Consider the following 21,083-nt stretch of genomic DNA (forward strand, 5'->3'; position numbering starts at 1 on the left):
GTGGTGGGTGAGGTCAGGCCGGGTCGGGCAGTGGGCGCCGGGCGACCTCGTGGGCGTCGTCCGGCGGGAGGCCCAGCATCCGCAGGACCATCTCGGCCAGGCTCACCGCAGTTTCGTCGCCGTCCAGCTCGGGGCGGGCGAACCTGAGTTCCAGCAGGGACAGCAGGGTTCCGCCGAGTGCGGACAGGGCGACCACGGGGTCGGCGGCGGTGAAGCGGCCCGAGGCCATGCCGACCTCGATGTCGCGCGTCGCTCGCCGGGTCAGGCCGTTGACGGTGTGGATGTGACCGAGTCCGCGACGCCGCAGGACCTGCATCAGCTCCGGGTGGGAGTCGGCCATGCGGGCGCTGAGCCGGAAGCCCGCCGCGACGAGTTCCGCCGGGTCGTCGGTCCCCGCCAGGCGCTCGTCGAAGCTCTGTCCGAACTCCTCCAGGGCGTCCACCACGGCCGCCTCGAACAGCTCCGTCTTGGACGTGAAGTGGTTGTAGAAGGAGCCGAAACCGACGTCGGCGCGCTCGGCGATCGCCTGGATGCTGGCGCCGGTGTCCCCGGTCTCGGCCAGTATCTGCCGGGCCGAACGGATCAGCGCGCGTCGGGTCTCGGCGCGGCGCCGCTCGAACCGGTTGCTGGGCGGGGCTGACGTAGGCATGGACCGAGCCTAACCGCGGGACCGATGGGGGCAGCAGCTCTGATGAATTCATCATTTCCGAGTCGCCTCGGTCGATCGGGCACTCATCGACCACTTCGCCCGGCCGCGCGCCGAGCGCCGGCACCGCTCGGGGTGACGGAGGGAATCGTGCCGGGCGGGGCATGGCCCTCCTCGGCCTCGGCCGTGCGGGCGATGTTGCGGGCCATGCCGCCGAAGACGACGGAGTGGAAGGGGGAGACGCTCCACCAGTAGGCGTGGCCGAGCAGTCCGTGCGGGTGGAACAGGGCGCGCTGGCGATAGCGGGTGCGGCCGGTGTCGTCGGTGTCGGCGTACATCTCCAGCCAGGCCAGGCCGGGCAGCCGCATCTCCGCGCGCAGCCGCAGCAGCCTGCCCGGCTCGATCTCCTCCACCCGCCAGAAGTCCACCGAGTCGCCCACCCGCAGCCGGTGCGCGTCCCGGCGCCCGCGGCGCAGCCCGACCCCGCCCACGAGCCGGTCGGCGATCCCCCGCACGGACCAGGCCAGCGGGAAGGAGTACCAGCCGTTCTCCCCGCCGACGCCCTCGATCACCCGCCACAGCGCCTCCGGCGGCGCGTCGACCGGACGTTCCCGCAGGTCGGTGTAGAGGCTTCCGCCCGCCCAGGCGGGGTCGGTGGGCAGCGGGTCGCTGGGGGCGCCCGGTACCGAGGCGGAGGACCAGCGGGTGGTGACCTCGGCGTCCTGCACGCGCTTGAGCGCCAGCCGTACCGCGTCGTCGAAACCGATGGGGTGGCCGGGCGGGTCGGGCACGTACCGGGTGATGTCGTTCTCCCGGCACACCACCTCGTGCCGCAGCGACTCCGCGAGCGGCCGGGCGATGGACGCGGGGACCGGGGTGACCAGGCCGACCCACAGACCGGACAGGCGGGGGGTGAGCACCGGCACCGGCACGATCACGCGCCGGGGCAGTCCGGCGACCGCCGCGTAGCGCAGCATCATGTCGCGGTACGTCAGCACGTCGGGGCCGCCGATGTCGAAGGCGCGGTTCACGTCCGCGGGCATCCGGGCGCTGCCCACCAGCAGGCGCAGCACGTCCCGGACCGCAGTCGGCTGGATGCGGGTGCGCACCCAGCTGGGCGTGACCATCACCGGCAGCCGCTCGGTCAGGTAGCGCAGCATCTCGAAGGAGGCCGAGCCCGACCCGATGATGACGGCGGCGCGCAGCACCGTGGTGGGCACCCCGCTCGCCAGCAGGATGCGCCCGACCTCGGAGCGCGAGCGCAGATGGGGTGACAGCTCCCGCTCGGGCACCCCGGCGGGGGTCAGCCCGCCGAGGTAGACGATGCGGCGCACACCGGCGCGGGCGGCCTGCGTGCCGAAGACGTGGGCGGCCTGCCGGTCGGTGTCCTCGAAGCCGTGTCCGGTGCCGAGCGCGTGCACCAGGTAGTAGGCGACGGAGACCTCCCGCATGGCGGCACCGACCGTGACGGGGTCGGTGACGTCTCCCTGGACCACCTCCACCTCCTCGGCCCACGGGTGGTCGCGCAGTTTCCCGGGGGAGCGGGCCAGGCAGCGCACCCGGTATCCGGCGGCCAGCAGTTCCGGCACGAGCCGCCCGCCGATGTAGCCGCTGGCCCCGGTCACCAGGCACAGGGGGCGTTCCGTCGTCGTCTCCATGGCTCCTCCTCTGCGGGGTCTTCGGCCGTCGCACCGCCCGCGGATGCGGCCCGCGTGTGATCCGCGAGTACCCCGGTACGATGCGCCGGTGAGCACGGAGACGAACGGCGGGCATCCGGCCCCCGGAGACCTCCCCGCCTTCCCGGGCGACCTGCCGGCCTTCGCGGTGCAGTTGCGTCGCATGCACGGCGAGGTCGGCCGGGTCATCCAGCAGTACGCGGCCCGGCAGAACCTGCACGCCACCGACGTGCAGGCGCTGGCCGCCATCCTCGACGCACCCGAGCCCATGACGCCCACCCGGCTGCGCGCGCTGCTCGGCCTCACCTCGGAGTCCGCCGCCGGCCGCTGAGGGCTGCATCCGAACGTTCGGCGCGCGGAGAAGCAGGGGTGACCCATGTCATCGACCCGTATTGCTCAATGATTGAGATGGTTCACAGCTCGTCCCGTTCGCAACGGTCGCCCTCTGGCGGCCGAACGGGACCGTGTGGTCGTCGTCCCGGTGGTGCTCGCCGTCATCCTGACCATCCTCGTGCTGCTGCTCCGCTCCTTCGCGGTCCCCGTCCTGCTGGTGGTCACCGTCGGGCTCAACTTCACCGCGACCCTCGGTGTGGCGGCGCTGGTCTTCCGCGACCTGTTCGGATTCGGCGGCACCGATCCGTCCGTCCCGCTGTACGGGTTCGTCTTCCTGGTGGCACTCGGCGTCGACTACAACATCTTCCTGATGTCCCGGGTCCGGGAGGAGACCCTGCGGCACGGCACCCGCGAGGGCGTCCGGCGCGGGTTCGTCACGACCGGCGGGGTCATCACCTCGGCAGGGGTGGTGCCGGCCGCCACCTTCGCGGCGCTCGGCGTGATTCCGCTGGCCTTCCTGGTGCAGATCGCCTTCATCGTCGCGTTCGGCGTGCTGCTGGACACCCTGGTGGTGCGTTCCCTGCTGGTGCCGGCGCTCGTGCGGGACGCCGGGGACCGCGTGTGGTGGCCCACCCGGCCAGGACCCGAGTGAGCCGATGCAGACTCGATGCGAGTTGCCTGGGTGGGAGTGCGGGACGGACGGTGGTGCCGAGGCAGGAAGCCATCCCTCCGAGGAGCGATCCGGTACCAGGAGCAGCCACATGACCGCAGTCGCCATCACCGAGACCCCGCCCGTGACCACGACGGATCCCGACAGCGCGCTGGCCCTGCGCTTCGTGGCCGGGGACGAGGGCGGCCTGGAGGCGGTCTACCGCCGGTGGGCCCCTCTCGTCCTCTCGCTGGCCCGGCAGTCGCTGGGGGACGGCGCGGAGGCCGAGGACGTCACCCAGACGGTGTTCCTCGCCGCCTGGCACGGCCGCCACGGCTACCGCCCCGGCCGCGGCCCGCTGCCCGCCTGGCTCGTGGGCATCGCCCGGCGCAAGATCGCCGACGCCCTGTCCGCCCGCACCCGGCGCACCGACGTCGCCGCCGCGGCGGCCGCGCGCGAGTCGACCCGCTCGCCGGATTCGTCGAACGCGCACGACGCGGTCCTGAACCGCGTGGACGTCACGCGGGAACTGCGCCGCCTTCCCGAGGCCCAGCGGCGGGTGCTGTGCCTGGCGTTCTACGGTGACCTGACGCAGACGCAGATCGCCCACGTCACCGGCTGGCCGCTGGGTACGGTCAAGAGCCACGCCCGGCGCGGCCTGCTCCGCCTGGGCCGGTGCCTGGACGGCGAGGCCGCGTAGGAAGGCCCCGACGGACGGCTCGGGCACCGGCCGCGGGAACTCAGTGCCGGCGACGGGAACTCGGTGCCCGCCACCGGAGCCCGGCGCAGGCCACGGAAACTCGGTGCCGGTCGCCGGAGCGGGTGCCGGCCTTGGGAAGAGGAGCACATGACCACCGCGAACCCACCCGGGCAGCCCCCGCCCGAACCAGCCGCCGCACCCGGCGGCGCCGGTGTGACCACGGGGGTGCTGGCGCGGCGCCTCGGTGTCTCGCCCATGACCCTGCGTTCCTGGGACCGCCGCTACGGCATCGGACCGACCGCACGCACCGGGGGCGGCCACCGGCGCTGGACGGCGGGGGACGTGGCCACCGTCGAGGAGATGTGCCGGCTGACGGCGACCGGCATCCCGCCGGCCGACGCGGCCCGCGCCGCCCGAGCGTCCGCCGCCGGACCGCCGCCCGCGCCCGAGACCGTCGCCGCCCCGGCGCTCCCGCCGGCCGCGGCGCGGTCCCGGGCGGCCGGCGCGCTGCCCCTCGGCGACGTGCGTCTGGAGTGCCGCGGCCTGGCCCGCGCCGCCGTACGGCTGGACGCGCCGGCCCTGGAGGAACAGCTCACCGCGGCCGTCGAGCGGTACGGCGTGGTGGTCGCCTGGCAGGAGGTGATGGCCCCCACGCTGCGCGCCGTGGGACGCCGCTGGGCCTCCTCCGAGGACCGGTACGTCGAGGTGGAGCACCTGCTCGCCTGGCACGTCTCCACGGTGCTGCGCCGCAGCGCGCCGCCCGTCCTCCCGGTGACCGCCCCGGCGACCGGCTGCGTCCTGCTGGCCTGTGCGCCCGGCGAACAGCACACGCTGCCGTTGGAGGCGCTGCACGCCGCGCTCGGCCGTGAGGGTCTGCCGGTGCGCATGCTGGGAGCGGCGGTGCCCGTCGAGGCGCTGGACGCGGCGGTCCGCAGGCTCGGGCCGGTCGCGGTCGTGCTGTGGGCCCAGGACAGCGCACGGGCCGCTCCCGCCCTGGCCCGGCACGTCGCCGCGCTGCGCTGGGGCATGAAGGGGGCGCGCCGTGGTCCGGCGGTGCTGCTGGGCGGCCCCGGCTGGAGCCGGACCCAGCCCGCCGAGGTGCTCAGACCGGCCGGACTGGCGCAGGCGGTGGAGGCGCTGCGCGCGCTGTGCGGAGCGGGGAGCGGCGGAGCCGGATGACGTTCAGGACCGCTCCCGGGCCCGCCGGAAGCGGTCCAGGCCCGCCGCCAGCGACACCACCGGCTCGGGGTAGCCGGTCCTCGCCAGTTCTTGCGCCGGAAGTCTCCACGGCTCGTGCACATGGGTCTCCTTCACGGCCGCCAGTTCCGGCACCCAGCGCCGCACGTACGCACCGTCCGGGTCGTACTTCTTGCCCTGGGTGACGGGGTTGAGCACCCGGTTGGGCCGGGTGTCGGTGCCCGTGCCGGCCATCCACTGCCAGTTCAGCTGGTTGTTCGCCAGGTCGCCGTCGACCAGCAGGTCCAGGAAGTGCCGGGCGCCCACCCGCCAGTCCACGTACAGCGTCTTGGTGAGGAGGCTCGCGGCCAGCAGCCGGCCCCGGTTGTGCATCCAGCCCTCGTACCGCAGCTGCCGCATCGCCGCGTCCACCACCGGGTAGCCGGTGCGGCCCTCCCGCCACGCCTCGGCGTCCGCCTCCGCGTCCCTGCCGCGCCGCCAGCGGTCGCGCTTGGTGCGGTAGTCGCGGACGGCGGCCTCCGGACGCGCGGCGAGCACCTGGCGGTGGAAGTCGCGCCAGGCGATCTGCCGTACGAACGCCTCCGCGCCGGGGCCGCCCGCCCGCCCGGCCCGGTGCACCACCTCGACCGGCGACAGCGTGCCGAAGTGCAGGTGGGGGGAGAGCCGGGAGGTGGCGTCCCCCGCCAGGTCGTCGTGCCCGTCCTCGTACGAGGCCACGCCGGAGCGCAGCCACGCGGCCAGCCGGCGCCGGGCCTCCGTCTCGCCGCCCGCGCACAGCCCCGGTGACACCCCGGTCACGGCGCCGCGTTCCGGCAGCGGGGCGGAGCCCACCTCCTCGGGCACGGTGACCGCGCGCGGGGCCTCCAGCACGTCCCGCAGGCCCTGGGCGGACCAGTGCCGGTGGTAGGGCGTGAACACCGCGAAGTGGTCGGAGGAGTTCGGGGTGACCGCGCCCGGCGGCACCGCCGTGCTCACCGTGTCGTGCACGTACAGGCGCCGCCCTTCGGCCTCCAGGGCCCGGCGCAGCCGCCGCTCCCGCGCGTGCGCGAAGGCGCTCACGTCACCCGCCATGTGCACCTCGTCGGCGTCCGCCTCGGCGGCCACCCGGCACACCTCGGTGACCGTGTCGCCCTCGCGCAGCACCAGCCGCCCGCCCCGCTCCCGCAGCCGGGCGTCCAGGTCACGCAGGCAGTCGGCGAGGAACGCGAGCCGGTTGGGCGCGGCGAAACCCGCCGCGTCCACGGACGGGTCACGCACGAACAGCGGCACCACCCGGCCGCCGCCGTGCAGGGCCGCGCGCAGCGGCGGATGGTCCGACAGGCGCAGATCGCAGGTGAACACGACGACCGAGGTGTGCATGGGGGCTCACTTCCGCTTCCGTAGTCTCGCTCTCGGAAGGTTTCGCCCCGGCGGCCGGTCCCGGATGCGGCCGGCCGCCGATGGTCCCCCGTTCGGGTGGCGCCGCATCCGTGCCGGCTGCCGACGGGGAAGTACCTGAGGAAGAGACGCCGGGCCCCGCGCCCGTGCGGACGTCGCAGCAGGTCCCGAGGAGCGAGGCGAGGTGGTGGGCCGTGGCGGACGGATCCGCGGTCGCGGACGTCGTCGTGGTGGGTGCCGGGGTCGCCGGCCTCGCCTGTGCCCGTGACCTGGCCGCCGCCGGGCTCGGCGTCGCGGTGCTGGAGGCGGGCGACGGGGTCGGCGGACGGATGCGGACCGACCGGCTGGACGGCTTCACGGTGGACCGCGGCTTCCAGGTCGTCAACCCCGCATACCCGCAGCTGCGCCGCCGGCTGCCCGCACCGTTCCTCGCCCCGCGCCCCTTCCTGCCGGGCGTCCTGGTGCACACCGGCGACCGGCGCGTGCTGCTGGCCGATCCGCGCCGCCGCCCCGACACGGTGCGGTCGCTGCTGTCCGGACGGCTCGCCGGGCCGCGCGACCTGGCGGCGCTGGCCGCGCTCGGCGCCCGCGACGCGCTCGCTCCGGCCGGTGCGCTCAAGCGGTCACCGGAGCGCACCACCCGCGCCGCCCTCGCCGGGGCGGGCTTCTCCGAATCGTTCGTGGAAAGCTTCTTCCGGCCGTTCCTCTCCGGAGTCTTCCTGGAGGACGCCCTGGAGACCTCCAGCCGGGTGTTCCACCTGGTGTGGCGCAGCATGCTGCGCGGCGCCCTGTGCCTGCCGGCCTTCGGCGTCCAGGCGGTCCCCCGTGCCCTGGCCGCCGCCCTGCCCAAGGGCACCGTACGGCTCGGCACCCCCGTGGCGCGGCTCGCCGGCCGGGGCGTGGTCACGGCCGACGGTACGGAACTGCCCGCGCGTGCCGTGGTCGTGGCGACCGGTGCCGACGCCGCCGCACGGCTGCTGCCCGGTCTGGACGTCCCCGCCCACCGCACGGTCACGACGTACCACCACGTCGCTCCGCGCTCGCCCCTGGGTGGGCCCGTCCTGCTGGTCGACACCGGCCGCCGCGTGCTGAACACCTGCGTCCTCAGCGATGTCGCACCCGAGTACGCGCCGCGCGGCAGCGCCCTGGTCGCCACCTCGGTGCTGGGCGGCGACACCGAGCCGGTGAGGGCGGCCGTCGGCACGGCGCTGTCCGAGCTGTACGGCACCGACACCGGCGCCTGGGACCTGCTGGTCGCGCGCACCGTCGAGGCCGCGCTGCCCGCCATGCCGCCGCCCTGGCGGCTGACCCGCCCCTGCCGCATCGGCCCCGGCCGCTACGTCTGCGGGGACCATCGCGGCACGGGTTCCGTCCAGGGCGCCCTCGCCTCCGGCGCGCGGGCCGCCCGGGAGGTGCTGGCGGACCTCGGCGGGCGCTGACCGCACGACGAGCGCGCCGCTCGGGCGTCAGCGGGCGAACTTCGCGACGGCCGCCGGGGTGACCGGGGTGAAGAAGTTGACCAGGTTGCCGTCGGGGTCGCGGAACAGCAGTGAGCGGTTGCCCCAGGGCATCGTGGTGGGCTCGGTGACGAAGTCGGTGACAAAACCGGCCAGGTCACGGTGGACGCGGTCCACGTCGTCGACGAGGAACTCGGTGATCACGCTGTGGTTGTCCGCCGGGCGGGCGGAGTCCGGGGCGAACAGCGGGACGGTGCGGGTACCGGCGATCGCGAGGGTGGCGGTGGGGGTCCTGAGTTCGGCGAAGTCCTCGGTGGCCCAGGCGGCCCGCACGCCGGTGGCCCGCTCGTAGAACTCGACGAGACGCGCCACGTCGCCGGTGATGATGCGGATCGATACGAAGTTCACGGGGGTCTCCCTGGCTGTGCCGACGGTGTACGCCTCGCAGGCTAGGAGAGATAGCGGACGGAACCGGTCCGGTATTCGCCCTAGGCTGGGAACATGTACCGACCCACCGGACGCGTGCTCACCCTCCTGGAGCTGCTCCAGTCGGGCGGCACCCGGACCGCTGCCGAACTCGCCGGCCAGCTCGGCGTCGAGGAACGCACCGTGCGGCGGTACGTGGACCAGCTGATCGACCTGGACGTGCCCGTGGAGTCGGTGCGCGGCCGCTACGGCGGGTACCGACTCGCTCCGGGACACCGCCTGCCTCCGCTCATGCTCACCGACGAGGAGGCGCTGGCCGTCCTGCTCGGCCTGGTCGCCGGCCGCCGCACCGGGCTGACGGCGGCGGGGGACACGGCGGCCGAGACGGCGTCCGCGAAGATCCGGCGGGTGCTGCCCGGACACCTCGCCCGCCGGCTCGCCGCGCTCCTGGAGACACTCGCGTTCACCGACCGGACCGGAGGGTCCGACGCCCCGGACGCCGGGGTCCTGCTCACCCTGGCCGATGCGGTGCGCCACCGGCGGCCGGTCACGGTCCGGTACACCGACGGCGCGGGACGGCACAGCGAGCGCACGCTGCACGCGTACGGGATCGTCGCCCATTCCGGCCGGTGGTACGTCACGGGCAAGGACGCCGGGATCGACGAGGACCGCACCCTCCGGCTCGACCGCATCGCGGACGCGAGGACCCTGCCGGGCTCGTTCGAGCCACCCGCCGGGCCCGCCCCGGCGCAGCGCCTGCTGTCGGCCCTGGCCACGGCCGACCACCGGCACGAGGTGATCCTGCGGATCCACGGGACCGTCGCCCAGATCCGCGCCCGCCTCCCCGCCGCCGTCGCCAGGCTGGCGGATCCCGAGCCCGCGGCGGGCCGGGATGCGGCGGCCGAGCGCTGGCGGCGCGTCGAGATCCGGGCGGAGCGGCTCGACTGGCTGCCTCCCGTCCTCGCCTCCCTGGACCGGCCGTTCGTCATCGACCGCCCCGACGAACTGCGCGACCTCGTCAGCGCCCTCGCCACCCGCCTCGCCTCCTACGCCCGCGGCACCCACGGGCCCACCTCCACGCCGCCCACCGATCCCCCACCGGAGGAACCGGAGTGAACCGGGCGCTGCCATGCGACGTGCAGGGATATTTCCGGCTCGTCCTGCCTGCCTCGGGCAGAGGGGAGTACGGCGGGGTACCCGTCCGTCGGACGACGCCGAAGCCGCACAGGTTCGCCGGGGTCGAGGAGTCCGCCCCGTTCGACAAGGAGAGCACGATGCCCGACCGCACGACGGCCGCCGATCTCGGTCCTACGCCGGTACGGCCGCCGCTGGACCCCGAACTGGCGCCTGTCGAGGCCGAGTTGCGCGAAAACCTCCCGGCCCTGTCGGACGCGACCCTCCCCGAGGCCCGCCGGCTGACCGCCCAGGGGCTGCCCGGCGAGGGGCCGGAGGAACTGCGGGCGGGCGGCAGGGTGCGCCTGTCGGAATTCCGGGTCCCCGGACCCGAGGGCGCCCCCGACCTCACCCTGCTGGTCCTCAGCCCGGCCGGGCACCGGGAGCCGGTCGGCGGCATCTACCACATCCACGCGGGCGGGACGGTCGTGGGAGACCGCCGCAACGGCCTGCGCACGGTGCTGCCGTTCGTCGCCGAGGGCGCCGCCGTGGTGGTGTCCGTGGAGTACCGGCTGGCCCCCGAGCACCCCGACCCCGCGCCGGTCGAGGACTGCTACGCGGGGCTGGTGTGGACCGCGAAGAACGCGGAGCGGCTCGGCATCCGCCCCGAGCGGCTGCTCGTGCTCGGCGCCAGCGCCGGGGGCGGCCTCGCGGCCGGAACCGCACTGCTCGCCCGCGACCGCGGCTTCCCCGGCCTGAGCCACCAGGTGCTGATGTGCCCCATGCTCGACGACCGCTTCGGGACGCACAGCAGCCGCATGCTGGACGGCACGGGGACCTGGGACCGCAACGCCGCCCTCTACGCCTGGAACGCCCTGCTGGGCGACCGGCGGGGCGGCCCGGACGTGTCGCCCTACGCCGCGCCGGCCCGCGCCGCGGACCTCGCCGGGCTGCCCAGGACCTACCTCGACACCGGTTCGGCGGAGGGGTTCCGCGACGAGATCCTCGACTACGCCCGCCGTCTCTCCGAGGCGGGGGTGAGCGTGGACCTCCACATGTGGGGCGGGGGCTTCCACGGGTTCGACTGGACGGTACCGGACGCGGCGGTCTCCCGGGCGGCCACGGCGACCCGCGAGGCGTTCGTCCGCCGGGCCCTCGAAACCTGAGCGGCGGGGGCCGTGCGCACCCGAAGGGGGGTTGGGTACACCCCGGACCTGCGGACGGCCCCATTCTCGAGCGCCCCCGGATCCGGTTGGCTGGTGCACGTCACCGACAGAACTCACCACCGGGGGGGACCGACCATGCGGATGCCGACACCGAAGAGGGCCGGAGCCGTCGTACTCACCGCCGCCCTGCTCACGCTGGTGCCGCCCGTGACCGCCACGGCCGGCACCGGCGGGCCGCCGGGACCGGGGCGGCACTACGGCGAGGACGTGCTCCGGCGGGACCTGGCGGCCGTACGACGGGCCGGGGGAGGCGACGTGAACGTGCTGGCCAGGGTCGACGGGACGGCCGGCGGGCCGCTCATGGCACGGATCGGCACCCGGACGGCCGGCTCCGCGGAACCGGTCCCGTGGAACGCCCACTTCCGGGTGGCGAGCACGACGAAGACGTTCACGGCGACCGTGGTCCTCCAACTCGCGGCGGAGAAACGGCTGTCCCTGGACGACACCGTCGCGCACTGGCTCCCCGGAGTCGTCGCGGGCCACGGCAACGACGGCAGCCGCATCACCGTCCGCGACCTGCTCCGCCAGACCAGCGGTCTGTACGACTACGTCGACGACCCGGAGATCCAGGACCGGCTGCTCCACCACTTCGACGAGAACCGGTACGACACCACACCCGCGGCCGACCTGGTCGCGGTGGCCATGAGACACCGCCCGCTGTTCGTGCCCGAGCGGGGCGGGGCCACCCGCTGGGCGTACTCCAACACCAACTACCTGGTGGCCGGGATGATCGCCGAGAAGGCCGGCGGCGCGAGCTGGCGGGAGCTCGTCGAGCGCCGGGTGATCGACCGGCTGGGGCTGCGCGACACCTCCGTGCCCGGACTCGACCCGCGCCTGCCCGACCCGCACGTGAACGCGTACCTGACCAACCCCGACGGCAGGCGCCTCGACGTCACCGAGCACAGCCTCCAGCACACCGCGGACTCCGGGGTGGTGAGCACCACCGCCGACCTCGACACCTTCTTCCGCGCCCTGGCGGGCGGCCGGTTGCTCCCCGCCGCGCAGTGGCGCGAGATGCGGCGGACGGTGGAGCGCACCGACGACCCGGAGGACGTCGCGGAGATGCCCGAGGGCACCTACGGCCTCGGGCTGCGCAGGATCCCGCTCTCCTGCGGCGGCTACTACTACACCCACGAGGGCGACGGGGCGGGCGTCAACACCCGTCCCGCGGTGAGCGCGGACGGCAGGCGCGCGGTGACCGTCTCGATCACCACGACCACCGCGCCACCGGACCTGCCCACCCTCAACCGCGCCACCGGCGCCCTCGTCGACCACGCGCTGTGCGCCGGGAGGCCCACCGGTACCGAGTGACGGGTGCCGGTCCTGCGCCGGCCGGCGGACCGTCACCACGGACCGTCACCGCGGACCGTCGGCCGAGAGCGCGTCCCGGAGCTGGGCCCTGGCGGTGATGCCCAGCTTGGGGAAGACCTTGTGCAGGTGGTAGCCGACCGTACGGGGGGAGAGGTACAGGCGGGCCGCGATGTCGCGGTTGGTCAGGCCCTGCGCCGCGAGTTCGGCTATCTGCCGCTCCTGCGGGGTGAGTTCACCGCCGACCGAGGGCCCCGAGGCCCCCGCCGCCCGCAGTTCCGCGGCCGCCCGCTCGGTCCACGGGCGGGCGTCCAGGCGCTGGAAGCACTCCAGGGCGGCGCCGAGGTGCGCACGGGCCTCGACGCTGCGCCGGCGCCGGCGCAGCCACTCGCCGAAGTCGAGCCGCGCGAGCGCCTTCTCGAACGGCCAGGCGTCGGTGGCCGGGTCGTCGAGCGCGGCACGGAAGTGCCGTTCCGCCTCGTCGGTGTCGGTCAGCAGCGCGGCGGCCCGGCTCAGGACGGCTGCCAGCCGGGGTGAGGGGTCGGGCTTCAGGGCGTGGGCCACGGCGTCGGCCACCGTGCGGGCGTCGTCCGCCCGTCCGGCGCGGACCGCCGCGGCCGCCAGGTCGCCGAGGTGGTAGAGCGAGGCGTGGTAGTGGACGGGCACGGGGCGGAAGTCCCGGGTGAAGATCGCCCGCAGCTGCTCGTAGGCGTCCTCGTGCTCGCCCGCGACGAACGCGGCCATGCCCAGGGCGTACCGGTGCCGGACCTGGAGGCTCAGCGAGCGGCGCAGGTCCACGCCGTGGACGGCCTCCGCCGCCTGCGTCCGGGCCGCCGCGTGGTCACCGCGCAGCGCGCTCAGGGTGGCCCGCAGCACCCGGGCGCCCGCCGTCACGTTGTCGGCACCCGCCTCCGTCGCCATCCAGAACGCCTCGTCCGCCGCGTCCTTCGCCGCCGCCCAGGAGCCGTTCTCGAACAGCGCGAGGGCGAGCGCCTGGGTGACGGTCGCGTTGGTGCCCGCGCTGCCGGCCCGCCGCAGCACGTCCATGGTGCGCCCGAGGATGCGCACCGCCTGCCCGGTCTCGTCCAGGATCCAGGTCGTGCCGCCCAGCGCGGTGAGGTTCCCGAGGGTCTCCGCCCGCGCCAGGGCGGCGAGTCCGTCCTCCAGGTGCCGTGCCAGCAGCGGCCGTTCGTGGTGCGGATCGACGACCGCCCGGACCCAGGCACGGCCCGCCGGGTCACCGTCCTCGTCGATCAGGCCGCCGATCCGGCGGAGCTCCTCACGGTAGTAGGGCGCACCGGAGTTGTAGACGGACGTCGCGGCGGTGCTCAGGGCGTCCAGGGCCAGACCCGGAGCGGGCGCCGCGCAGGCCTCGGCGACGCCGAGCAGCAGCGCCAGCGCGTCCTCGTGACGCAGCGTCACCCCGAGGGCCCAGCCGCCCAGCAGCGAGGCCTCGGCACGCAGCCGGGGATCCTCGGTGATCCCGCCGACCCGGCCGCTCATCTCGCCCACCCACTGCGGATGGCCGGCGAACATCGCCGCCTGGGCGGCCGTCAGCAGCCGCCGGGCGCGCAGGTCCGGGGCCGGGGTCAGCTCGGCGGCGCGTTCCAGCGCGGTCGCGGCCGCCGCGTAGCCGCCCCGGTCCCGGGCCCGTTCGGCGCTCTCGGCCAGGGCGTCGGCGACCTCCGCGTCCTGGCCGGTGGCCGCCGCGGCCAGCTGCCAGGCCCGGCGGTCGGGCTCCTCGGTCAGCGCGGCGGCCAGCGCGAGATGCGCCTGCCGGCGCTCGTGGAAGGACGCCGCGTGGTAGACGGCCGAACGCACCAGCGGATGCCGCGGCAGCACCCTGCCGTCCGCCACCCGCACCAGCCCCGCCCGCTCGGCGGGGTCCAGCGCCCGTACGACGTCCAGATCCGGCGCGGCCCGTATCAGGTCGGCCAGCGGGGCCGCGCCGGCCGCGGCCATCAGCAGCAGGGCTTGGCGGGTGGGCGCGGGCAGACCGGGCAGGTCGGCGGCGAACAGGTTCTCCAGCCGCGCCGTGAGGGGCAGCGTGGTACCCGCGGCGCCCTGGCCGCCGTCCGCGCTCCGGCCGCGGGCCAGCGCGCGGGGCAGCTCGATCAGGGCCAGCGGATTGCCGGCCGCCTGCCTCAGGATCTCGGCCCGTGCCTTGCCCCGGGGCGGATCCGGCTGCGCGTCCAGCAGCAGCCCGGCCGCGGTGCGGCTCAGCGGGCCCACGGTCACCTGGGGAAAGTCCCGGTCGAAGCGGGCCGGTACGCCGTCCTCGCGGGCGGCCAGCAGCAGCACCACCGGCCTGCCCTCCAGCCGCCGGGCGAGAAAGCCCAGCACGTCCACCGAACCGAGGTCCAGCCACTGGGCGTCGTCCACCAGCAGGAGCAGCGGCCGGCGGGCGGCGGCCTCGGTGACCAGGCCGAGCACACCGGCGCACAGGGACAACTGGTCGAGCTTCAGCTCGTACCGGGCCCCGTCCGGACCGAAGGCACGGTCCAGGGCCTCCCGTTGGGCCGCGGGCAGCCCGTCGCCCGGCAGCAGGGGATGCAGCAGCTGGTGCACCCCCGACAGACCGAGGCCCGCCTCCCCCTCACTGCCGCGCACCCGCAGGATCCCCAGGCCCAGCTCCCGCCCCCGCTCGGCCGCCCGGTCGACGAGGGTGCTCTTGCCCGCCCCCGGCTCCCCGGTCAGCACCAGCACCTGCGGACCGCTGCCGTCCACCGCCGCGAGCAGCCGGTCGACGTGGCCCAGTTCGGCGGTCCGGCCCAGGATGCGCGGTTCGCGGGGGTGGTCGGTGCCGCCGTGCATGACCGTCCTTCTCGTCTGTGCGCCGCCACGGGTCGAGGTGAGCGCGCTGGTACGTCCATCCTGCCAGTGACGACCGGGGCGACCGGTACCGCGGTGACTGGTCAGATGACGGAAGCGGGCCGGCCCGGACTCCGCGAGGATGGCCCTGGCCAGGGAGAACGCACCGCCATGGGAGTACGTGAATGACGGTCCACCCACCCGAGGGGGCCACGCCGGGGACCGCCCTGCTGGGCCGGGACGGCGAGATCGAGCGAATCCTGCGGTGCGTGCGGCGCGAACCCGGCACCCCGGGGACCCTGCTGCTCCTCGGCGACGAGGGGATCGGGCGTACGACGCTGCTCCGGCACGTCCGGGAGCGGGCCGGAACCGAGGGCGTCCTGGTGCTGGCCGCACAGGGCTGGGCCGGGGACCCGCGGCCCGTACCCGCCTGCCTGCGGCAGCTCCTCGCGTCGTCGCGGGCGGCCGACGAGCGCCCGCCGGGGGCCGTACCACCGGGGGACGGGCGACCGGACGAGGCCGACCTGCCGGCGGCGGTGACGGCGCTGCTCGAGAGGCTCTGTGCCGACCGGCCGGTGCTGGTGTGCGTGGACGACGCCGACCTGTGCGACCGCGCCTTCCTGGAGACGCTGTTCACCGCGGCCCGGCTGCTGGCCGGCCGCGCCCTGACGTTACTGCTCGGCGCCCGCCACGAGGCGGCCCTGCCCGTGCCGCCACCCGGTACCGAGTCCCTGCGGCTGGGCCCGCTGGACGCCGCCGCGGCAGCCGCCCTCCTCGACCGCCAGCCGCTCCCGCCCACCGGCAGACACCGGCTGGAGATCCTCGCCGAGGCCGCGGGCAACCCGCTGGCCCTCGTGGAACTCGGCCGCGCCGCGCCGGGCCCCGCGCAGGCGGTGCGGCACGCCCCCGCGGAACACGTCTTCGGGGTACGACTCGCCGCGCTGCCCGCCGCGACGAGCCGGGCCCTGCTGTACGCGGCCGCCGCGGAACCGGACGAGAGCGTCGCCGCCGTCATGGCCGCCCTGGGCATCGGCGACCTGGCGGTGTGGGCGCCGGCGGAGGCGGCCGGGCTGGTCGTGCTCGCCGAGGACCGGTTGGACTTCCGGCATCCGCTGGCGCGGTCGGCCGCCTGTCTGCGACGTCCCGCGGCCGAGCGCCAGCGCGCGCACCGCGACCTCGCGGAGGTCGCCGCGCGGCCCGAGGCCAGGGCACGCCACCTGGCCGCGGCCACCGTGGGCACGGACGCGTCCGTCGCCGCGGCGCTGGAGGGGTCCGCCTGGCGGCGCGGGGACGCGGTGCGGGCCGCGCGCGACCTGGAGCAGGCGGCCCGGCTCAGTCCGGGACGCCCGGAACGCGCCCGCCTGCTCGCCGCGGCACTGACGGCGGCGTGCACGGTGGGGGACCCCGGCTGGACCCGGGAGCTGTACGGACGGCTCGTCCAGGAGGACGCCGACCCGGAACTCCTGTGCGTGGCGGCCGGGGCCCTGGCCTCCGCCCTGTCCCACGAGTCCGCCCAGCGCGAGGCGTTCGAGCTGCTGACCGCCGCCTCGGAGCACTTCCCCGCCCTCGACCCGACCCTCGCCCTCACCCTCACGACCCTGGCCGCCGGCATCACCGCCCGCTCGGGCCTGCCGGAACACCGGGCGACCCTGCCGACCCTGCTCGCCCGGGTACGCCGGACGCCCGGAGCCGGGGGGACCGGGGGGATCGAGCGGACCGAGAGGGCCGAGCGGGTCGGCGGGGCCGGTGCGGCTGCCGGGGCTTGGCTGGTCCAGGGGGAGGGACCGTTGGCCGGGCTGGACTCTTCGGGGGCCCGGCGGGCCATGGAGGCGCTGGTCGGTGTGGTGGGGCGGCCCGAGACCGCCCCTGGGGCGCCGGCCGGGCCAGGGCGGCCGGGGCGGGCCCCGCTCGGCGGTCCGGACGCGCCGGTCGTCCGGACCGTACTCGCCGCGGTGGCGCACCACGCCGACGAGGCGGACGCGGACCTGGGCCGGTCCCGCACGGCCGACGACCGGCTGAGGGCCGCCCGCGCCTTCGGGCTGCGCGGCTGGTCGGTCGTCCCGCACGTGGACACCCTGCTGGCCGGCGGGCGGTTCACCGAGGCCGGTTCCGTCATCGAGGACGCCCGCACCGAGGCCGCCGTACTGCGGCTGCCGGGCCTGACGGCCGACCTGGAGGCCCAGGCCCTGACCCTGTGGGCGCTGCGCGGCGCCCCGGCCCCGGAACCCCGGCTCACCCCGTCCGTCTGGCGTGCCGTCTGCCTTCAGGAGAACCGGGCCACCCACGCCCGGCTGCTGCGCGCCCGCGGTCTCGTCGCCGTGCTGCGCGGGGACATGGAGGACGGCTGGCGGCACCTGCGCGGCCTGTTCACCGCCGACGGATCACCCCTGCACCCCCACCTGTCGCCCCGCGGCATCGCCGCACTCGCCGTCACCGCCCAGCGCACCGGCCGCACGGCCGAGGCCCTGCCGGTCCTGGAGCGGGTCCGGGCGGCCCAGGGCGACCGCCCCAGCACCAGGATGACCCTGCTGCTGCACCACGCCGCCGCCCTGGTCGGCCCGGAGCGCGAGGCCGAGCAGCACTACCAGCTCGCCCTCGTCAACCACTCCGCGAACCGCTGGCCGTGGGAGTGCGCGCACCTCCGCCTCAGCTACGCGATCTGGCTGCGCCGTGCCCGCCGCACCCGGGAGGCGCGCGCACAGCTGACCACCGTCCTGGAGACCGCCGAACACCTCGGCGCGGGCACCCTCGCGGACGCCGCCCACCGCGAACTGCGCGCCAGCGGCGCCGCACCGGCCCCCGAGGGCGCCGGTCCGCTGGAGCGACTGACCGCTCAGCAGCGGCAGATCGTCCAGCTCGTCGCGGGCGGCCTGTCGAACCGGGAGATCGGCGAGCGGCTCTTCCTCTCGCCGCGGACCGTGGGCTCGCACCTGTACAAGGTGTATCCCATACTCGGCATCAGCAGCCGCCACCAGCTCCGTGACCTGGTGCAGGGCCGGTGAGCGGGCCGACGGACGGCGGCCGCGGGACAGCCCGTGACACCGGGAGCCCGGCCGGACGGACGCCCATGACGTCGGGACACCGGTCGCGGGGGTGCCCATGACACCCGGCAGGCCGGCCACGGCCGTCGTCCTCGACCAGGCCGTGCGGCGCCTGATCGGCGCCACCGCCGCACCGCCCGCCCTCGACGACCTCGGCCCGGACACCGCACGGCAGGCACTGCGGGAGACCCAGGCCGACCGGTTCGAGGACTTCGCCGTGGACGCCGTCTTCCGCACCGCACCGGTCGGTCCCTCCGGGCTGCTCGGCTTCTGGACGGTCCGCCCGGCGGGGGTGCCGGGACCGCTCCCGGTCCTGCTGTACCTGCACGGCGGCCGCTGGACCCTGGGCGACGCCCAGACCCACGCCCGGCTCATCAGCGAACTCGTCACCGACGCCGGCGTGTGCGCCGTCGTCCCCGAGTACAGCCGCACCCCGGAGGCCCGTTACCCGGTGGCCCTCGAAGAGTGCTACGCCCTGCTGACCCGGGCTGTCTCCCAGGCTCGCGAACTCGCCCTGGACCCCGGCCGGCTGGCGGTGGCCGGGGACTGCGCCGGCGCCACCCTCGCCGCCGCCGTGACCATGCTGGCCAAGCTCCGGGGCGGTCCCAAGATCGCCGCGCAGCTCCTCTACTACCCGCTCACCGACGCCCGTTGCGACAGCGCCTCGCAACGCCGGTTCGGCACCGGCCACCTGCTCACCCGCCGGGCCCTGCGCGCCTACTGGGCGAGGTACGTCACCGACCCGGCCGGGCGCGCCGAACCCACCGCCGTGCCGCTGCGCGCCCGCCCGCAGGAGCTCGCGGGACTTCCGCCCGCCCTGGTCGTCACCGCCGAGGCCGACGTGGCCAGGGACGAGGGCGAGCAGTACGCGCGGCTGCTCACCGAGGCGGGCGTCGAGACGCTGTCCGTCCGGTTCCTCGGCACCGTCCACGACTTCGTGGCGCTGCACGCCCTGGCCCACAGCGAGACCACCAGGGCCGCGATCCGCACGGGCGGCTCCTTCCTGCGCACCCGCCTCGACGCCGCGCGGCCCCCCGGGACGGCGACCGGCACCGCCACCACCGCGGCCGTCGAGGACCAGTCGGGCGACTGATGCGCCGGCCCGCACCGCCGGGTGAGGCTGACACCATGCCGACCGTCATCGACTCCCCCGAGGAGAGCCCCCGCGCCAGGGTGCTGACCACGCGCTCGGTGCCGCCGGGCGAGAGCCTGGACTACTGGCACGACGCCGTGCTCGACACCCTGGTGGGGATGGACATCGCCGCCGAGGGCCGCACCTACGACGCCACCCTGCGCACCGACCGCCTCGGCGAGTTGCAGATCACCACGGTGGAGGCCGACCCCGGCACGGTCCACCGCGCACCGCGCTTCATCGCCCGCGGCGACGGGCGCCAGGTCTTCGTGGCCGTCCAGAGCACCGGCCGCGCCCTGGTCGAACAGGACGGTCGCAGCACCGAGCTGCGGGCCGGGGACATCGGGTTCTTCGAGACCGTACGACCCTTCCGCACCGCCTTCCCGGAACGCTTCCGGATGAGGATCTTCGCGGTGCCACGGCGTCTGCTGGACCTCCCGGAGGCCGACCTGCGGCGGCTCACCGGCCGCGCGATCAGCCCCGGCGGAGGGTTCCCCGCCCTGCTCGCGCCGTTCCTGGAACGGCTGGCGGACACCTCGGAGGCGTACGCGACCCCGACGGCTCAGCGGCTGGCCGGGAGCGTCGTCGACCTGGTGGCGGCCACCGCGGCGGACCAGCTCGCTCAGGACCCCGCCGAACTGCCCGGCGCCGACGGCGTCCTGCTGCTGCGCGTCAGGACGTACATCCGCTGGCAGCTGTCCGACCCCGGGCTGACCCCGGCCGGCATCGCCCGGGCGCACGGCATCTCGGTCCGCTACCTGCACCGGCTGTTCCAGGACGAGGACACCACCGTGTGCCGGTTCATCCGCGAACTGCGGCTGCGGGAGTGCCGCAGGGAACTCGTCGCGCAGCCGCCCGGCTCGGTCGACCTGGGCCGGGTCGCCCGGCGCTGGGGCTTCAGCGGCCCCGCCGGCCTCGGCAAGGCCTTCCGCACCGCCTACGGACTGTCCCCGACCGACTGGCTGGACCGGGTACGGGCGGGCGGGGCGCCATGCTGACCGCGGTCACCTGTGCCGCCCGGGAACCGGCACCCGACGAGCGCCTCGCCGCCTGGCAGCGCGCCCTCTCCCGGACCTTCGTGGACGTCGAGGTCGGCGTGGAGCGGGACCGCCCGTGGACCGGCACCCTGACCGCCGAACGGCTGGGCGTCCTCCAGATCGCCACCGAGGAGTTCGGCCCCGGCGCGATCCTGCGCGACGCGCGCACCGTCGCCGCCGACCCGCGCACCCACATCCTGGTCCGACGGCAGCTGGAGGGCACCGCCCTGCTGCTCCAGGACGGCCGCACCGCCGAACTCACGCCCGGCCGGCTGGCGTTCCACGACGCCCGCCGCCCGTTCCGCGTCGTGCTCCCCGAACGGCAGCGGGCGCGGATCCTGATGCTGCCCCGCGCCCTGCTGCGCCTGGAGGAACGGCAGCTGCACGCCCTCACGGCCACCGTCGTGGACGGTGCCGCCGGGGGAGCGGCGGCGCTGCTGCTGCCGTTGCTCGACGGGCTCGTCGACGAGGTCGCCCGGTCCGGCGCGTCCCGGCGCGAGCAACTCGCCCGTGCCGTACCGGAGATCCTGGCCGCCCTCGCCGTCGAGCGGATCGGCGAGCCGCCCGAGTCGGCCCTGTGGGAGCGGATCACGGCGTCGGTCCAGGCCCGGCTCGGCGAACCCGGCCTCGCCCCGCGGGACATCGCCGACCAGCACGCCATCTCGCTGCGCTACCTGCACCGGCTCTTCCAGCGGCACGGCACCACCATGGGTGCCTGGGTGCGGACCCGCCGGCTGGCCGCGGCCCGTGCGGAACTCGCCGGGCCCGGCGCCGCCCGGCGGCCGATCGCCGCGGTGGCCGCCCGTTGGGGCTTCGCCAGCGCCTCCCACTTCAGCCGGGCCTTCCGTGAGACGTACGGGATGTCACCGGCGCAGTGGCGGCGGGCGGCGGCCGAGGGGGAGTGACGACAGTGCCCTGTCGTGCTCCGGGAGCGCACAGATCGGCGATCGGCGG

Annotated in this window: 15 protein-coding genes and 2 pseudogenes; 12 read left to right on the plus strand and 5 right to left on the minus strand. The window is 75.8% G+C overall.

What is annotated here, in order from left to right:
- Window positions 1-13: 13 nt before the first annotated feature.
- A complete protein-coding gene (locus tag AB0958_RS25015; protein WP_366892702.1) occupies window positions 14-649 on the minus strand; it encodes a TetR/AcrR family transcriptional regulator in 636 nt (211 codons plus the stop codon).
- Between the two features lie 83 nt (window positions 650-732).
- Window positions 733-2,304 carry an SDR family oxidoreductase gene (locus AB0958_RS25020; protein WP_366892703.1) on the minus strand — a complete coding sequence of 524 codons (1,572 nt, stop codon included), beginning with the start codon at window positions 2,302-2,304 and terminating at the stop codon, window positions 733-735.
- 151 nt (window positions 2,305-2,455) lie between these two features.
- On the opposite strand from AB0958_RS25020, the pseudogene AB0958_RS25025 reads away from it, so the two are divergent.
- The 4 genes and pseudogenes from AB0958_RS25025 to AB0958_RS25040 all read left to right on the plus strand — a co-directional run.
- Window positions 2,456-2,632, plus strand: a pseudogene (locus tag AB0958_RS25025) (MarR family transcriptional regulator); the annotation flags it as partial.
- 141 nt (window positions 2,633-2,773) lie between these two features.
- A pseudogene (locus AB0958_RS25030) lies at window positions 2,774-3,307 on the plus strand (MMPL family transporter); the annotation flags it as partial.
- A 109-nt stretch (window positions 3,308-3,416) separates the two neighbouring features.
- The gene (locus AB0958_RS25035) at window positions 3,417-4,004 is read left to right on the plus strand and encodes a sigma-70 family RNA polymerase sigma factor (protein WP_366892704.1); all 588 of its coding nucleotides are present in this window, start codon (window positions 3,417-3,419) and stop codon (window positions 4,002-4,004) included.
- Between the two features lie 147 nt (window positions 4,005-4,151).
- Window positions 4,152-5,183, plus strand: a complete 1,032-nt coding sequence (locus AB0958_RS25040) for a cobalamin B12-binding domain-containing protein (protein WP_366892705.1) — start codon at window positions 4,152-4,154, stop codon at window positions 5,181-5,183.
- A gap of 3 nt (window positions 5,184-5,186) precedes the next feature.
- Here AB0958_RS25040 and AB0958_RS25045 read toward each other — a convergent pair whose 3' ends face one another.
- Window positions 5,187-6,560: a deoxyribodipyrimidine photo-lyase gene (locus AB0958_RS25045; protein ID WP_366892706.1), complete on the minus strand. Its 1,374-nt coding sequence runs from the start codon at window positions 6,558-6,560 to the stop codon at window positions 5,187-5,189.
- A gap of 212 nt (window positions 6,561-6,772) precedes the next feature.
- On the opposite strand from AB0958_RS25045, the gene AB0958_RS25050 reads away from it, so the two are divergent.
- The gene (locus tag AB0958_RS25050) at window positions 6,773-8,017 is read left to right on the plus strand and encodes an NAD(P)/FAD-dependent oxidoreductase (protein ID WP_366892707.1); all 1,245 of its coding nucleotides are present in this window, start codon (window positions 6,773-6,775) and stop codon (window positions 8,015-8,017) included.
- A 27-nt stretch (window positions 8,018-8,044) separates the two neighbouring features.
- On the opposite strand, the gene AB0958_RS25055 is transcribed toward AB0958_RS25050, so the two are convergent.
- Window positions 8,045-8,443 (minus strand): VOC family protein, encoded by a 399-nt coding sequence (locus tag AB0958_RS25055; RefSeq protein WP_366892708.1) that lies wholly within the window; start codon window positions 8,441-8,443, stop codon window positions 8,045-8,047.
- Window positions 8,444-8,536: 93 nt separating this feature from the next.
- Here AB0958_RS25055 and AB0958_RS25060 point away from each other — a divergent pair, with 93 nt between their 5' ends.
- The 3 genes from AB0958_RS25060 to AB0958_RS25070 all read left to right on the plus strand — a co-directional run bounded on the left by AB0958_RS25060 (window position 8,537) and on the right by AB0958_RS25070 (window position 12,111).
- On the plus strand, window positions 8,537-9,577 hold the full coding sequence (locus AB0958_RS25060; protein WP_366892709.1) for a YafY family protein: 1,041 nt from the start codon (window positions 8,537-8,539) through the stop codon (window positions 9,575-9,577).
- 158 nt (window positions 9,578-9,735) lie between these two features.
- Complete coding sequence (locus AB0958_RS25065; RefSeq protein ID WP_366892710.1) at window positions 9,736-10,740, plus strand: alpha/beta hydrolase; 1,005 nt, start codon at window positions 9,736-9,738, stop codon at window positions 10,738-10,740.
- A 141-nt stretch (window positions 10,741-10,881) separates the two neighbouring features.
- Window positions 10,882-12,111, plus strand: a complete 1,230-nt coding sequence (locus AB0958_RS25070) for a serine hydrolase domain-containing protein (RefSeq protein WP_366892711.1) — start codon at window positions 10,882-10,884, stop codon at window positions 12,109-12,111.
- Window positions 12,112-12,156: 45 nt separating this feature from the next.
- Here AB0958_RS25070 and AB0958_RS25075 read toward each other — a convergent pair whose 3' ends face one another.
- Window positions 12,157-14,922: an AAA family ATPase gene (locus AB0958_RS25075; RefSeq protein ID WP_366892712.1), complete on the minus strand. Its 2,766-nt coding sequence runs from the start codon at window positions 14,920-14,922 to the stop codon at window positions 12,157-12,159.
- Between the two features lie 182 nt (window positions 14,923-15,104).
- Here AB0958_RS25075 and AB0958_RS25080 point away from each other — a divergent pair, with 182 nt between their 5' ends.
- From AB0958_RS25080 to AB0958_RS25095, 4 genes are all read left to right on the plus strand, one after another.
- Window positions 15,105-17,921 (plus strand): AAA family ATPase, encoded by a 2,817-nt coding sequence (locus tag AB0958_RS25080; protein WP_366892713.1) that lies wholly within the window; start codon window positions 15,105-15,107, stop codon window positions 17,919-17,921.
- A gap of 97 nt (window positions 17,922-18,018) precedes the next feature.
- Window positions 18,019-19,053: an alpha/beta hydrolase gene (locus AB0958_RS25085; RefSeq protein WP_366892714.1), complete on the plus strand. Its 1,035-nt coding sequence runs from the start codon at window positions 18,019-18,021 to the stop codon at window positions 19,051-19,053.
- Window positions 19,054-19,088: 35 nt separating this feature from the next.
- On the plus strand, window positions 19,089-20,090 hold the full coding sequence (locus tag AB0958_RS25090; RefSeq protein WP_366892715.1) for a helix-turn-helix domain-containing protein: 1,002 nt from the start codon (window positions 19,089-19,091) through the stop codon (window positions 20,088-20,090).
- A complete protein-coding gene (locus AB0958_RS25095) occupies window positions 20,084-21,034 on the plus strand; it encodes a helix-turn-helix domain-containing protein (RefSeq protein ID WP_366892716.1) in 951 nt (316 codons plus the stop codon). The genes AB0958_RS25090 and AB0958_RS25095 overlap by 7 nt, the downstream gene beginning before the upstream one ends.
- Window positions 21,035-21,083 lie beyond the last annotated feature (49 nt).

The organism is Streptomyces sp. NPDC006655 (assembly GCF_040703965.1).
Taxonomy (GTDB): Bacteria; Actinomycetota; Actinomycetes; order Streptomycetales; family Streptomycetaceae; genus Streptomyces.